This window comes from Segatella maculosa DSM 19339 = JCM 15638, from assembly GCF_000382385.1.
Taxonomy (GTDB): domain Bacteria; phylum Bacteroidota; class Bacteroidia; order Bacteroidales; family Bacteroidaceae; genus Prevotella; species Prevotella maculosa.
The window spans coordinates 19,579-34,695 of sequence record NZ_KB908327.1 but is presented as its reverse complement, the minus strand read 5'-3'; the positions used below and the strand labels follow the sequence as shown (position 1 = coordinate 34,695).

At 47.2% G+C, this 15,117-nt stretch carries 16 protein-coding genes; 3 read left to right on the top strand and 13 right to left on the bottom strand.

The window, feature by feature from the left end; genetic code table 11:
- Nucleotides 1–3: 3 nt before the first annotated feature.
- The 13 genes from H164_RS0108685 to H164_RS0108620 all read right to left on the bottom strand — a co-directional run bounded on the left by H164_RS0108685 (nucleotide 4) and on the right by H164_RS0108620 (nucleotide 12,173).
- Nucleotides 4–1,002, bottom strand: coding sequence for a vWA domain-containing protein (locus H164_RS0108685; RefSeq protein ID WP_019968253.1), 999 nt, complete (start codon nucleotides 1,000–1,002; stop codon nucleotides 4–6).
- A 5-nt stretch (nucleotides 1,003–1,007) separates the two neighbouring features.
- A complete protein-coding gene (locus tag H164_RS0108680) occupies nucleotides 1,008–2,084 on the bottom strand; it encodes a hypothetical protein (RefSeq protein WP_026356304.1) in 1,077 nt (358 codons plus the stop codon).
- Complete coding sequence (locus H164_RS0108675) at nucleotides 2,085–2,954, bottom strand: DUF58 domain-containing protein (protein ID WP_019968251.1); 870 nt, start codon at nucleotides 2,952–2,954, stop codon at nucleotides 2,085–2,087.
- Nucleotides 2,954–3,949, bottom strand: coding sequence for an AAA family ATPase (locus H164_RS0108670; protein ID WP_008563646.1), 996 nt, complete (start codon nucleotides 3,947–3,949; stop codon nucleotides 2,954–2,956). The genes H164_RS0108675 and H164_RS0108670 overlap by 1 nt, the downstream gene beginning before the upstream one ends.
- Before the next feature lie 721 nt (nucleotides 3,950–4,670).
- Nucleotides 4,671–5,282 (bottom strand): 30S ribosomal protein S16, encoded by a 612-nt coding sequence (locus H164_RS0108660; RefSeq protein WP_019968249.1) that lies wholly within the window; start codon nucleotides 5,280–5,282, stop codon nucleotides 4,671–4,673.
- A 225-nt stretch (nucleotides 5,283–5,507) separates the two neighbouring features.
- Nucleotides 5,508–6,545, bottom strand: a complete 1,038-nt coding sequence (gene galE / locus H164_RS0108655) for a UDP-glucose 4-epimerase GalE (protein ID WP_019968248.1) — start codon at nucleotides 6,543–6,545, stop codon at nucleotides 5,508–5,510.
- An 84-nt stretch (nucleotides 6,546–6,629) separates the two neighbouring features.
- Entirely contained in the window at nucleotides 6,630–7,232 is a 603-nt protein-coding gene (gene rsxA / locus H164_RS0108650; protein ID WP_019968247.1) for an electron transport complex subunit RsxA, read from the bottom strand.
- An 8-nt stretch (nucleotides 7,233–7,240) separates the two neighbouring features.
- Entirely contained in the window at nucleotides 7,241–7,831 is a 591-nt protein-coding gene (gene rsxE, locus H164_RS0108645; RefSeq protein ID WP_008563654.1) for an electron transport complex subunit RsxE, read from the bottom strand.
- 19 nt (nucleotides 7,832–7,850) lie between these two features.
- On the bottom strand, nucleotides 7,851–8,474 hold the full coding sequence (locus H164_RS0108640) for an RnfABCDGE type electron transport complex subunit G (RefSeq protein WP_025830335.1): 624 nt from the start codon (nucleotides 8,472–8,474) through the stop codon (nucleotides 7,851–7,853).
- Nucleotides 8,475–8,495: 21 nt separating this feature from the next.
- On the bottom strand, nucleotides 8,496–9,491 hold the full coding sequence (locus H164_RS0108635; protein WP_019968244.1) for an RnfABCDGE type electron transport complex subunit D: 996 nt from the start codon (nucleotides 9,489–9,491) through the stop codon (nucleotides 8,496–8,498).
- Between the two features lie 18 nt (nucleotides 9,492–9,509).
- Nucleotides 9,510–10,859 carry an electron transport complex subunit RsxC gene (rsxC, locus tag H164_RS0108630; protein WP_019968243.1) on the bottom strand — a complete coding sequence of 450 codons (1,350 nt, stop codon included), beginning with the start codon at nucleotides 10,857–10,859 and terminating at the stop codon, nucleotides 9,510–9,512.
- A complete protein-coding gene (locus H164_RS0108625) occupies nucleotides 10,856–11,734 on the bottom strand; it encodes a Fe-S cluster domain-containing protein (protein WP_025830333.1) in 879 nt (292 codons plus the stop codon). The genes rsxC and H164_RS0108625 overlap by 4 nt, the downstream gene beginning before the upstream one ends.
- 16 nt (nucleotides 11,735–11,750) lie before the next feature.
- Nucleotides 11,751–12,173 (bottom strand): SoxR reducing system RseC family protein, encoded by a 423-nt coding sequence (locus tag H164_RS0108620; RefSeq protein ID WP_019968241.1) that lies wholly within the window; start codon nucleotides 12,171–12,173, stop codon nucleotides 11,751–11,753.
- A gap of 174 nt (nucleotides 12,174–12,347) precedes the next feature.
- On the opposite strand from H164_RS0108620, the gene H164_RS0108615 reads away from it, so the two are divergent.
- From H164_RS0108615 to H164_RS0108605, 3 genes are all read left to right on the top strand, one after another.
- The gene (locus H164_RS0108615) at nucleotides 12,348–12,578 is read left to right on the top strand and encodes an acyl carrier protein (RefSeq protein WP_019968240.1); all 231 of its coding nucleotides are present in this window, start codon (nucleotides 12,348–12,350) and stop codon (nucleotides 12,576–12,578) included.
- The gene (locus tag H164_RS0108610) at nucleotides 12,575–13,873 is read left to right on the top strand and encodes a class I adenylate-forming enzyme family protein (RefSeq protein ID WP_019968239.1); all 1,299 of its coding nucleotides are present in this window, start codon (nucleotides 12,575–12,577) and stop codon (nucleotides 13,871–13,873) included. The genes H164_RS0108615 and H164_RS0108610 overlap by 4 nt, the downstream gene beginning before the upstream one ends.
- Before the next feature lie 547 nt (nucleotides 13,874–14,420).
- Nucleotides 14,421–15,059, top strand: coding sequence for an HU family DNA-binding protein (locus H164_RS0108605; protein ID WP_019968238.1), 639 nt, complete (start codon nucleotides 14,421–14,423; stop codon nucleotides 15,057–15,059).
- Nucleotides 15,060–15,117 lie beyond the last annotated feature (58 nt).

Sequence of the window (15,117 nt, the reverse complement as noted above, 5' to 3'; positions counted from 1 at the left end):
CTTTTAAGGAATTCTTCTCAAAACAGTCGTCCGAAGGATAACTTCCAACAACAAAACCAAGAGTGCTGCAATCGCAAATGGTTGATAAGCCTCATAGCGTTTCGAGAATTTCTTCACGTCCATCTTGCTCTTTTCGAGCTGATCGATATCTTTATAAATCTGTTTCAATTCCCTGTTATTCGTTGCCCGATAGAAATTGCCCTCTGTCGTGGCAGCAATAGCACTCAAGGTCTTGCTGTCTATCTCCACGGGAATATTCACATATTGCGTTCCTCCGGCCACCGGCATCGGATAGGGTGCCACCTTGTTCGTCCCTACACCAATCGTATAGACGCGGATACCCATGCTACGTGCTATCTGTGCACTCGTCATCGGCGAAATATCTCCCATGTTATTACTACCGTCAGTCAGCAAGATGACAACCTTACTTTTGGCTTTTGAATCTTTCAAACGGCTCACGGCATTTGCCAATCCCATACCGACAGCCGTGCCATCGGAAATCAATCCGCGGGCAGCTATATCGGTTCTTACGCTCTGCAACAGGTTTATCAGCGACGCATGGTCAGTAGTCATCGGGCATTGGGTAAAGGCCTCGCCGGCAAAAATGGTCAATCCTATATTGTCATTGGGCCGGTCAGCGATGAATTCCGAAGCCACGTTCTTGGCTGCTTCCAATCTGTTAGGCTTCAAATCTTCAGCCAACATCGAGGTTGAGACGTCCATTGCCAGCATGATATCGATGCCCTCTACCTGCTTATTGTCCCAAGAGTTGTGGGTCTGGGGACGAGTCATAACGATGACAATCAACACAAATGCAATGCAACGCAACCCCATTGGCAAATCGATCAATCTCATTTTCCAACTCTTCGGCGCATGGCGATAGGCAAAAGTGTCGCTCATCAGCATCGTAGGCTCACGCTTGTTGCGATAAAGGAAATACCACAAAATGTAGGGTATCAGCAATATCAATAAGATGAAATACTCTTTATTTGCAAATTCCATGATGCTTAACCTAACAATTGTGACAGTTGATAAACAATATAAGCGACCAAAACAATCACCAAGACCACCGAGGTATAAATCAAGGTCTTGAGCGTTACGCGGTTCTTGCGCATCTTTTCTTCGTCTTCACTCAACTTCGGAACGATACGTTCTTCCACTTCTTTCGTCGCAGTCTTGGTCTCGTCGATGAACTTGGCTGCATTGACAAGGTTTAAATCGTTCTCATTGATGAGTGCATTATGCTTGGCAAACTTCACCAAATCGGCTGTTTCAAAGAGTTCATGTAGTTCATCAATGCCCTTTTGGTCACCGGTTTCTCTCAACCGACAAATGATTTCGTTGCTGGTCATCTCCATGGCATTGAAGCCGAAACGCTCTTCGATGTACTTTCGCAAGGTGTCGGTAAGCCTTGTATAATATTCCTTTTGATTTTCAGAGTTTGCCATGTGCGAAGCCTTGATCTCCTCTATTTCATGCAACGCCTTTTGATGTGCAGGCACATGTCTGACAATCCTGATACGTGTAATGATGGGTTTGTTCTTTTTCAAACGCACATATAAATAGCCAGTCAGCAGACAAAGCATCACAACGACAATGCTCAGCCAAAATACCATGCGCCATTCACTCCACAAGAAAGGATTGTCTTGGACATCTTTTGGCGGGAAAAACTGATTAGGATGCAGCGTATCGACCGGAACGGTAAGCACTTTTAAGGCCAATTGCGAGCCTTTAAACGTCCGTCCGTCTACCTTTACGGTCAGTGCAGGAATGGCATAAAGCTTCTCATCAAAGCTGGTTAACGTGTAAACATGGCTGACCTTTGTCATGCCATCGACTTCGGTTACCTCTCCGTCATGCTGCTCTACGACCTCAACACCGGGCACCAAAGATTGTGAAGGCTTGAAACGTGGCCAAACAATCTTTGCGTCATGGCGGGCCGTCACAGCTAAGATCATGCGAGCTTGCTGCCCAATCAGAATGGTAATGGAGTCGATAGTTTGTTCCACTTGCACCTGTTGTGCCCGGCCTACAGCCGAGAACATTATTCCAACCGCAATGATTATATTCCTTAAAAATCTCATTTATGCTCTTTTCTTAAACAGCAGCATCAGTGCTTTCGTAAAGTTTTCATTCGTAGCCACCGAAGTCCAATCGACCTTACTCTTGGCAAACAGCGTATGAAGTCGGTCTTCGCGCTCCACCCAATAGCGAGTATGAGCCTGCCGCAACTTAGCCGAACCGGTGTCGATAATCATCTCATGTCCTGTTTCGGCATCAAGAACCTTCATCAATCCGATATCCGGCAGCATCTTCGCACGTGGGTCATAGACCTGAATGGCCACCATGTCGTGTTTCGAATTGGCTATTTGCATAGCCTTTGTGAAGTCGTCACGCGTGTAGAAGTCGCTCAAGAGGAAGGCCGTTGTGCGCCGCTTCATCATGCGCGTAAGGTAAGACACGGCCATACCGACGTCCGTCCGGACACTCACGGGCTTGAAATCCAACAGTTCACGAATGATATAAAGGATGTGACGGCGGCCCTTTTTGGGCGGGATATACTTCTCTATCCGATCTGAAAAGAAGATAACTCCGATCTTATCGTTATTCTGAATGGCACTGAAAGCCAGCGTTGCAGCAATCTCGGTCACCATTTCACGCTTGGTCTGACGTACAGTTCCGAAGTCAAGCGAGCCGCTGACGTCCACCAACAGCATCACCGTCAGCTCACGTTCTTCCTCAAACACCTTCACATAGGGGCGATGAAAGCGAGCCGTGACATTCCAATCTATATCGCGGACATCGTCACCATATTGGTATTCTCTCACTTCACTGAAAGCCATTCCACGCCCCTTAAAGGCCGAATGGTACTGCCCCGCAAAGATATTCTGACTCAAGCCACGTGCCTTGATCTCTATCTTCCTGACCTTTTTTATGATTTCTGATGTATCCATCAAGGCACTTCTACCTTATTAACTATCTTAGATACGATTTCCTCTGCACTGACATTGCTGGCTTCGGCCTCGTAGGACAGGCCGATACGATGGCGCATCACGTCGTGAACCACAGCGCGCACGTCTTCCGGAACCACATATCCTCTGTGTTTGATGAAGGCATATGCACGGGCCGCCTTGGCCAAATTGATGCTTGCACGCGGGCTTCCGCCGTAGGTTATCAGGTCTTTCAGCTCGCCCAACCCGTAACGTTCGGGGTAACGACTGGCGAAGACAATGTCGGCAATATACTGTGCTATCTTCTCGTCGATGTAAACCTGACTGACCACCTCGCGGGCTTTCATGATTTCGGTTGCGCTCGTCACAGGCTTGACCGTGGGGAAACAGCCAGCAATGTTCTCCTTGATAATCAGCTTTTCCTCTTCAAGCGTGGGGTAATCTATCACGACTTTCAGCATGAAACGGTCCACTTGAGCCTCGGGCAGCTGATAGGTTCCCTCTTGTTCTATAGGGTTTTGTGTTGCCATGACAAGGAAAGGACTCGGCAAAGAAAATGTCTTTTCACCGATAGTCACCTGATGTTCCTGCATTGCCTCAAGCAAAGCACTTTGTACTTTGGCCGGGGCTCGGTTGATTTCGTCTGCCAATACGAAGTTGGCAAACACAGGTCCCTTCTTCACATGGAAGCTTTCGTCTTTCTGCGAATAGATTTGCGTACCGATAACATCGGCAGGAAGCAAGTCAGGCGTAAACTGTATCCTGCTGAAATTGGCTTCTATCAGTTGCGAAAGCGTTTTAATGGCCAGTGTTTTTGCCAATCCCGGCACGCCTTCCAATAGGACATGACCATCGCTTAACAGCGAAATGAGCAGCGAATCTACCAGGTGTTTCTGGCCGACAATCACTTGATCCATACCTGCAACAAGGTTGGTCACGAAACCACTTTGCTGCTCTATCATCATATTCAGTTCACGAATGTCTAACGTTTCAGCCATAATTTGTTTGTTTCAATTATAATTTTATGAACGCAAAATTACAACAAATCGGCAAGAGACAGCCATAACAGCAACTAATTTATATTAAAATAAGAGGCTGTCTTCTGATTTTAAGAAACTTTCAAAGAGCAAATTACTTCTAAAAACAGGTGAGAATGAACGGATTCAATAAGTGCCATACCTTCCCTATCTCCCTATTCCGCCTCTTATGCACCGCTTTCCTTGCGGCTGAAGAAAGCCTTTTTGTTTGTCAATATCTTTCACAATAGATTTGCATTCGCCTGCAATATTTCGTATATTTGCATCAGGGGAAAGCGTCATCATGCTTTCCCTTTTTCATATCACCTTGCAAACGAGACGATGAACGGGGTGAAATCTTTTTCAATTCAGGCCATATTGCATCGCGAAATGGGGCATTTCGCACGCTAAGATGGCCCATCTTGTATGCCAATATACCCCATTTTGCATGACAGAACAATCCAAATCGTCCCATAACCTCGCCTTATTGAAAAGCAAAGAGAAATGATATTGTAAACTTTTCTGAGTTTTTTCAAGAAATTTAAAGGTCAAGGATACTTTCAATTCATCTTGAGTGAAGGCACGAATCGTGTATCCCTACATTTCCATCTCGGCCATAAACCGGCACGACCGAATGGATAAAGTCACTAAAAAAGGGACGAACATGCTGTTCGCCCCTTTTCTTTATTCCGTTAAAAAAGTGTTATGCTTCTGCCGGAGTTTCTGTTTCTTCTTCCGGAGCCTCCACTTCAGCTACAGGAGCCTCTGCTTCAGCAGCCGGAGCGGCCTCTTCTGGTTGCTGTTCCGTCTCTTCAGCATGCTTTGCTGCTTCTGCTTCTGCCTTTTCAACAGCTGCAGCAGCCTTCTTGTCAGCTACCTTTTTGGCGATAGCTTCATTCATCTTCTTCTCTGCTTCGAGCTCAGCTTTCTCGGCATCCTTCTTTGTTTTCGCATCCTTCTCACGGATAGCCTCAAAGCCTTTCAGCTTGTTTTCCTTCCAAGCATCGAACTTTTTCTGTGCAGTAGCCTCATCGAAAGCACCCTTTTTAACACCTCCACGGAGGTGTTTCATCATGTAAACGCCTTCGCTCTTGAGAATGTTGCGGACAGTGTCAGTGGGTTGTGCACCGGTTTCCACCCAATAGAGGGCGCGGTCGAAATTCAAATCTACGGTAGCAGGATTGGTATTTGGATTGTAAGTACCAATCTTCTCAGTAAATTTACCATCACGTGGTGCTCTAACGTCAGCGATTACGATACCATAAAAAGCATAGCCTTTACGGCCGCCGCGCTGCAATCTGATTTTTGTTGCCATTTCTTAAAATTTTAATTAGGTTTGAATTAATGCTGCCAACACGTGACAGCGCGTGCAAAGGTATGAATATTTATCGGCACACGCGTGCTTACGGTCTCGCAGAAGCCAATGTTTAATGTTATTTAACCAAAAAAGTCTGCGACTATTCATCGCAGACTCGGACCGCAGGAGAAACGAAATCACCGTCTAAAGTCATTACAGACAGGATTGTTTTCCTTATTTCTGTTACATGATACCGTCTTCACGCAGTTTCTTTTGCCATTTCCATGCACTGGCAAGTACGTCTTTCAACGGTGTTTCGGCCTTCCAACCGAGTACGTTGTTGGCCTTGGTACAGTCGCCCCATATCTTTTCTATGTCGCCTTCGCGGCGTGGACCGTACTTCCAGTTCACCTTAACTCTCGTCGCTTCTTCAAATGTTTCGACGATTTCCTTAGTTGTATTTCCGTGTCCGGTTCCTATATTAAAGTATTCGATACGGTCGGTTTTCTCGTCCAATACGCGCCGCATGGCAGCTACATGTGCCTTTGCCAAGTCGACCACATAGATGTAATCGCGGATACAAGTACCATCGGGTGTGTTGTAATCATTGCCGAAAATAGTGAGTTCCTTGCGAATACCCATGGCCGTTTGCGTGACAAAAGGAATGAGATTTGCAGGCACGCCGTTGGGCAGTTCACCGATCAAGGCAGACGGATGCGCCCCGATTGGATTGAAATAGCGCAGGACGATGCTCTTGATATCGGCTCCGCTATGAATGTAATCATAGATGATTTGCTCGTTGATTTCCTTGGTATTGCCGTATGGGGAGGTGGCCTTCTGATGCGGTGCCTCCTCCGTTACGGGCAAATTCTCGGGTTTCGGCTGTCCATAAACCGTGCAACTTGAAGAGAAGATGAAGCCCTTTACGTTATATTTCGGCATCAATTCCAACAGGTTAATCAATGAAACAATGTTGTTACGATAGTAGAGTAAAGGCTTTTGAACGCTCTCTCCGACTGCCTTGGAAGCAGCAAAATGAATGATACCTTCAATCTTTGGATACTTCTTAAAAACGTTTTCGGTAGCCGTTTTGTCCCGTAGGTCGACCTTCTCAAAGGCAGGTCTGGTGCCCGTTATCTGCTCGATGCCGTCGAGCACTTCCAGTTTTGAGTTACTCAGGTCGTCAATAATAACCACCTCATAGCCTGCTTCTATCAACTCTACGGCCGTATGCGAGCCGATAAAGCCCGTGCCGCCCGTAACAAGTATTGTCTGTTTCATAGCAATTGTTTATGTTTATATTGCAACAAAGGTACATAAATTAAACGAAAAATCATATACCATTGTAGTAAATATTTATTATTTTTAGCCCAATCCAAACAAAACTCGCAATCCGCTCTCAAGGCCACTGAACCCCATGAAGGCCAAAGCAAGTAGTGAAGCCGTGACAAGAACGATGCTCATTCCTCGCATACCTTTCGGGATATTGACCAATTCCTGCTGCTCACGAAGTCCGGCAAACAGCACTAAAGAAAGCGCAAAGCCCAGTGCCGTAGAGAAAGCATAGACGATACTTTGCAACAATGTGTAGTCTTTTTGGATGACAAGAATGGCCACACCCAGCACACAACAGTTTGTTGTAATCAAAGGAAGAAAGATTCCCAAGGCCTGATAGAGTGAAGGAGAAACTTTCTTCAAGATGATTTCAACCATCTGAACCAAAGCTGCAATGACAAGAATAAACGCCAACGTCTGTAAGTATTCGAGATTCAACGCATCAAGCACATATTTCTGAATGAGCCATGTAATAATGGTGGCCAAAGTCAAGACAAAAGCCAGTGCACCTCCCATTCCTATGGCAGTATCTATCTTTTTAGATACCCCGAGAAATGGACAGATGCCCAAGAACTGTGACAAGACGATGTTGTTGACAAAGATTGCCGAAACGAATATCAATAGGTATTCCATCGTTCAAATTACTTAGAAGTTCTGATTTTATTAAAGATTGCTACGAGATATCCAAGTGTAAGAAATGCACCCGGTGGCAGAACAAATAACAGAATATTGGTTGTTTCGGGAAGCATACGCAGACCGAAAAGGCTTCCGGAACCCAGCAATTCTCTGACGCTTCCCAACAAAGTGAGCCCTAAAGTGAAGCCTAAACCAATTCCTATGGCATCAAAAATGCTGGTCAAAGGAGTGTTCTTGCAGGCAAAACTCTCTGCACGACCCAATATGATGCAGTTCACGACAATCAAAGGGATATAAATACCCAATGCCTTATTGACAGAGTCAGGCGCATAGGCGCTCATAAACATCTGCAATATCGTTACGAAAGCCGCAATCACAACGATGAAAACGGGAATCCTAACCATGTCGGGTGTAACTTTCTTGATACATGAAATCACGAAATTCGTACATATCAGCACTGTCATTGTAGCAAGTCCCATGGACAAACCGTTGATTGCACTTGTTGTTGTAGCAAGTGTAGGACACATACCAAGGAACAGCACAAAGATTGGATTTTCCTTAATCAATCCATTCAATAATATTTTAATATTGCTCATCGTCTTTGTTTTTCTTGTTCTACTGATTCGTCGGCTCAAAACAAACTTTTTCATGCGCCCAATCTATTTTCATATAAGCCCGGTAGGCTTGATTAATTGCCTTCAGAAAAGCCCGACTTGTAATGGTTGAGGCAGTAATGGCATCTACGTCACCACCATCTTTACTGACAGTAAGCGAGCCTCCTTTTGGATTTTTGCCAATGATGTTTCCCTTTCCGTCTTTTTGAAACCATTGATCAACCTTTGCTCCCAGTCCCGGAGTCTCTGAACTGGCCAATATGGTATATCCCAAAATATGCCCATTTGTATCAAAACCGACTAACACTTTTAGTTCGCCACCAAAAGCATTTGTAGAACTTTCGACAGCAGCTCCCAATCTTTCTCCCGTTGCACCGGCACAAGCATGAATTACGAAAGAAGAAAGCTTTCCGTCTATGGTATCTGTTACTTCAAGTGGCGCCGCCACACTTATCTGCTGACATTGCATAACTGTTTTGATGCCCGCAGCAAGTGTCTGCTCCTGTTTTATCTTGATAGGTCCTTCGGTTATTTGGTTAACAGAAGCCAAGATTACACCTATCAGCAATGAAAAACCTACCAGCACGCCCACCATATTGGGTAAAGATGATTTGATTTTCTGCATCTTTCTTATTCTTTTAAATGTTTATCGATTTAACTTTTCACCAAATCTCTTTGGCTTCGTGTAGAGATTGATAAGCGGTGTAAAGGCATTCATAATCAAAATCGCAAAACTCATTCCCTCAGGATAACTGCCCCAGTTGCGAATGACAATAGTCAAGAAACCAATGGCAATGCCATAGATGATTTGCCCTTTATGGGTCATTGGGGATGTCACGTAGTCGGTTGCCATAAAGATTGCACCCAACATGATGCCACCACTCAATATTACAACAAACGGATTTGCATATACCGGACTTGCCAAATGGAGCAAACCACTGAAAACAAACACTGTTGTAATGATAGTCACAGGAATATGCCATGTAATGACTTTTTTCCACAACAGATAAATAAAGCCTAACAACAAAGCAATGGCGCAAACCTCGCCAATTGTACCGGCTCCACCCAAGGGATTATTGCCCAATAACATGTGGAAAGTGTCAGGAAGCGTTGTTAGCAAGTCTGAGTTACCGGTCTTAATAGCCGCTTTCATCACACTAAGTGGCGTGGCACCTGTCTCTGCATCTAAATAACTACTCATCTGACCGGCAACAGGCCATGAAGTCATTTGCGCCGGAAAGCTCACCAACAAAATACATCGCCCCACTAAAGCTGGATTAAAGGGATTATTACCCAGCCCACCAAAACTCATCTTCCCCACGCCAATAGCCATCAAGGCACCTATCAATATAATCCATACCGGCAGATTACTCGGTAGATTCATGCCCAAAAGCAATCCTGTCACTATGGCTGAACCGTCAGAGAGCGTAGGTCGACGTTTCAGTATATACTTGGAAATGGCCCATTCAAGAAACATACATGCAGCCACACTACTTAACAATACGACTGCACTTCCCAATCCGAAATAGAAAAGAGAAATCAGCACTGCAGGCAAAAGCGCAATGACGACACCAAACATGTTCTTCTCAACGCTTTCGGTTCCATGCGCATGCGGACTTAAAGAAACAATTAAATTCCCCATTATTATCTTAATCATCAATTATTTTTGATTCCTCGCCTTAATACGGCTCATGACCACACCCTTTCCTTGCAAGATATTATCAAGTATAGGACGATGTGAAGGGCAAGTAAACTGGCAAGAACCACACGAAATACATGAAACAACATCTTCTTGCTCCAAACGTTCATAGTGTTTGAAAGCTGAAAGCGTTGCTAACAAATAGGGTTCAAGTCCCATCGGACACACTTCCACACACTTGCCGCAACGAATGCAAGGTTCAATAGGCTTGCGATGTGCATCGGCATCTGTTAGAACAGTAATGGAATTGGTGCCTTTAGTTACAGGAACCTCTAAGCTAATCACCGATTTTCCCATCATCGGACCACCTGCCAACACTTTATTGTCCCCATCAGGAAGTCCTCCACATGCTGCTATCAAGTCCTTGAAAGGCGTTCCCATTCTCACCAAGAAGTTACCCGGCTGTTTGATATGCTCGCCCGTAACAGTCGTATATCGCTCAAACAAAGGCTTGTGTTTCATTACAGCTTGATAAACGGCAAACACCGTACCTACGTTCTGAACGATGGCTCCAACATTAACAGGTATAGCCGGTGGAGCCGGGACCTGCCTTCCTATCACTGCATCAACTAACTGCTTCTCACCACCTTGGGGATACTTCATCGCCAACGGAACAATGGTAATCTGTGAATCTTCTACTGTTAATTCGGTCAGCAACTCAATGGCTTTCGGCTTGTTCTCTTCTATACCGATATAGCCTTTTTCTACTTTTGCTGCCTTCATTAATAATTTTAAGCCGACCAATATCTCTGCCGCATGCTCCATCATAAGCCGATAGTCTGCCGTGATATAAGGTTCGCATTCAACTGCATTGACAATAATACATTCTGCCTTGGCAGTTGGAGGAGGGCACAATTTGATAAAAGTAGGAAAACTTGCACCTCCCATTCCCGTAATGCCTGCAATCTTTATTCGTTCGATAATTTCTTCGGCTGTCAGTTCGGGATGTGCTTCCATGTTTTCCAACTCACTACTTCTATCAATCCCTTCTTCCCACTCATCACCTTCTACATTAATAATAATGACAGGCTGACGATAACCTGTTGCATCAATCGATGTATCTATCTTTGCTACTGTTCCCGATACGGAACTGTAGATAGGAGCACTCACAAAACCATTTGCCTCAGCTATCAATGTACCTACCTTTACCTTATCTCCACGCTTTACGACAGGCCTTGCCGGTGCTCCAATATGTTGCCCCAAAGGAAATACTGCAGCCTTAGGCAAAGCCGCTTCTTTTGTAGGAATATCAGCTGTCAGCTTATGTTCCTGTGGGTGCACACCACCTATTCTGAATGTAAACAACTTCATACTTTCACCTCGCTTTCTTGCGACACAACTTCTGTGTTCACCATCTTCTTCAACGGGAAATTAATTTTCACGATAGCACCTGTCGGGCATTCGTCTACACATTTCGTACACAGACGACATTTATTATAGTCGATATAACTTAGATTCTTTTCTATCGTAATCGCTTCAAACTTGCAAACTTTCTCACATTTCCCACAACCGATACAAGCTACCTCGCAGGCCTTCTTCGCCACAGCCCCCTTGTCCATATTGACACATTGCACATAAACACGGCGACCTTTAGGCCCCTTCTTTCTAAGTTCAATGATATGGCGAGGGCAAGCCTTTACACATGCACCGCAACTGGTACATTTATTCTCATCAACCTCAGGAAGTCCGGTTTCCTCATTGATATGGATAGCATCAAACAGACAAGCTTCCACACAATCACCACAACCTAAACAACCAAAACCACAACCGGTCTCACCTGCACCTGTGGCATGCATGGCGGCACAAGTATGCAAACCATCATAAGCAGCAATACGCGGACGATGCGCACAACTACCATTACAACGCACAACAGCAACCATCGCTTCTGCTATTGCGACTGTAATACCCAAGGCATCAGCAACCTGCTTCATCACCTCCTCACCTCCGACAGGACAGACCAACCCCTCGATAGAGCCTTTGTCTGCACCACAAACCAATGCTCCGGCCATGCCCGAACAACCGGCAAAACCACAGCCACCGCAGTTCGCACCGGGCAGAAGTGCTGTTACCTCACCAATGCGAGGGTCTTCCTCCACAGCAAACTTCTTGGAAACCACATACAACACAATGGCTGCAACCAATGCGATAGCTCCAAGAACACATACTGCTGTCAACACAAAATTCATAATGTTCTGATATGTTTTAGTTAGATTCTTGTTCGATATTGAAGTGCACCTGCTCTTTTATTCTCTCACGGAAGAGATAGAGCACTATATAATAAGGTATCAAAGTGGCTAATGCCGAAAGTGCGGCCCATCCATCACTCCTCGTGCAGATACGAACCAAGATAAGAGTCGTCATCAAAACGATCAAAGGAAAGAGATAAGCATAAAGCATTGCCATTAACCCTACCTGACTCGTTGTAGAAACAATAACTCGTTCACCGACATGATAGCGGGCTACATCACGACAATACACGTCTACCACCTTGACTTTCGCCTCAGATGCATGGCAATTCCCGGCAACCCGACAATCAGCACACGCTGACGCCTGCATGATTTCCACATAAAGACAATCGACGCCGATAGACTTTATCACACCTGAATGGATAATCTTGTTGCTCATTTTAATAGATTGTAATCTTTAGTTTGCAATGCAAAGGTAATAGGATTTTTCTATTCTGCAAATATTTTACCTTGATAATTGTATTTCAGGGATACCATGTTAACAACCCTTAAACATATATGTTTGCAGGATTTTCTTTCTTACCTTTGCCCTCTCAACCATCAAACAAAACAGATGATTAGCAAAGAAGACATACGCAGTCTTTTGGAAGAGGCCTTGCCGCTGGTAGACCTTGACTCCGACTTCCTCTTCAGCGAGCTGGACTCGTTGGGTGTTACAACCATTCTCATGCTCTTGTCGGCACACTACGGCATCACCTTGGAGTCGGAAGACGCCACACCCAAGAACCTCAAGTCGCTCGAAAGCCTTGCCGCACTCGTCGAAGCCAAACTACAGGAGAAGTGAAGACGATTGAAGAACATCTCTGTCTGAACGCCGACCGCTATCCCGAAAAGCCTGCGGTCGTCACGCCGGAGCAGCAGCTCACCTACCGCGAGCTCCACCAAGCCGTGTGCGAGAAGGCCGAGGCTTTAAGCGACAGGAAAGGGCAGGCCGTCGTGTTCGCAAGCAGCAGGCCCATAGACTTCCTCGTCACCTATCTCGCCATTCACCGGGCCGGAGCCATTGCCGTTCCGTTAGACAAGGACGCACCGCCCCGACGTTTCCGCACCATCGAGGAACAACTGTCAACCGAGACATTCGCCCACGACACGGCCGACGTTCTCTACACCACGGGAACGACGGGCCGACCGAAGGGCGTCGTCATCAGCCACAAGGCCATCATGGCCGATGCTGCGAACCTCATCGCCGCACAAGGCTATCGTCACGACACGGTCTTCATCGTCTGCGGCCCGCTCAGTCATTTCGGCTCGCTCTCCAAGGTCTTTCCTACGATTGTTTGCGGGGCCACGCTCTACCTCTTGCAGGGCATGACCGACCTCAACGCCTTCTTCCGTGCATTGGACTATCCCTCGTGCCGACTGGCCACGTTCCTCGTGCCGGCCAACATTCGCATGCTCGTCCTCCTTGCCGCCAAACGACTGCAACGGTATGCCGACAAGCTCGACTTCATCGAGACGGGAGCCGCACCCATTGCGCCCGACGACATGAGCCGCCTCTGCGCCCTGCTTCCCCGCACGCGCCTTTACAACACCTACGCCTCCACCGAGACGGGCATCATTGCCACCTTCGACTACAACGACACGTGCATCGGCGGCTGCGTGGGCCACGCCATGCCCCATTCGCGCTTCTTCATCACCGACAAGGGCACCATTGCCTGCCAAGGCGCAACGCTCATGACCCGATACGCAGGCGACCCCGAGCTTACCCGGCAGATACTGCACGACGACACGCTCTTCACCGCCGACCTTGGCCATATTGACGAAGAGGGCCGCCTCTGCATCATCGGTCGCGAGGACGACATCATCAACGTCGGAGGCTACAAAGTGGCCCCCACCGAGGTCGAAGCGGCCGCACTCGCCCTGCCCGGCATCGTCGATTGCATCTGCACCGCCGTCCCGCATCCCGTCACGGGCAGCGCCCTGAAGCTCTTGTTCGTGGCCGAACCGTCGTCCGTGCCCGACACGAAAGTCATTGCCCGCCATCTTGCCATCTTGCTCGAGGCCTACAAAGTTCCCGCCCTCTACGAACAGACGGACCATATCCGCCGCACGTTCAACGGGAAGCTGGATAGAAGGTAGGGGAGGGAAGGGGAGGAGGAGCCCACCCCTAACCCCTCCTAACACCCACCCCGGCCCTCCCAAAGGGAGGGAGACCGAACTTGCGGGCTAATGATGGATAAGGTTATTATGAATTGAATAGACCTTGCGAACACTTCAGTTCACAAGGTCTATCTTTATTCCTCAATTAGCCCGCAAGCTCGGTCTCCCTCCCTTTGGGAGGGCTGGGGTGGGTGTTAGGAGGGGCCGGGGTGGGCCTTAGGAGGGGTCGAGGGTGGGCCTTTGGATTACTCTTTAAATATTATAGGACTATCGCTTGCATTATTCCGTGATTGTCATTATCTTTGTACCGTGATATGAGAATTATCTACATGGTGAGAAATATTTATCACCATGGTGAGACGAAATTCTCTACATGGTGATAAATATTTCTCACCATGGTGATAATTTGATGATTCAAGTATATTGACAATGACAAACACGATATAAAGGCTGCCGCACTCCTATAAGGAGGACAAGCATACGTTTATAAGGAGGACAAGTATACATTAACTTAAAACACAAGACGATGACTGTACCTTACAAAGTCTTAAAAACGGGTGGGAAACTGCCGCACAACAAGGAGCATCGCGTGGTGCTCGACGAGTATGAAACCGTGGGACTGGAACGCATGGGCGAACGCATTGAAACGGCGACGGCGATGACCGTGGCCGACCTCGTGGGCGCGCTCATCGCGCTGAAACACGAGCTGGCCGAACAGCTCAAACTCGGCAACCGCGTACACCTGCCGGGACTGGGATACTTCTCGCTGGCCGTGAGGGGCGAACTCTACGAAGACCCGAAGACGAAGAAGATGAGGCTGCGCTATCCGCACGTGCGCACGGTGAACTTCCGGCCCGAGAAGGGGCTGATGCAGGCGCTGGAGGACACGCGCTTCGAGAATGTGACCTATCGCTATGAACAGCATGCCACGCCTACGGCTGCGGAGATTGATGCCACGCTTGAGCGGTGGTTCGACGAGGCGGACTACATCTTCGTGGGCGACCTGCAGGCTGAACTACACCTTTCGCGCCCCGTGGCCTACAGGTTGGCTCGGCGGCTCGAAGCCGAGGGCCGGTTGGAGAACGTGGGCACGCGCTACCGCAAGATGTATCGCATTGTGAAGGCGCAGAAAGAGGGCGGTACGGAAGAAAAAACAGGCGGATAATTAGGCAAGACTGCGAAAAAGCATTATCTTTGCAATGCCGCCCCGAGCCGAACGGTGC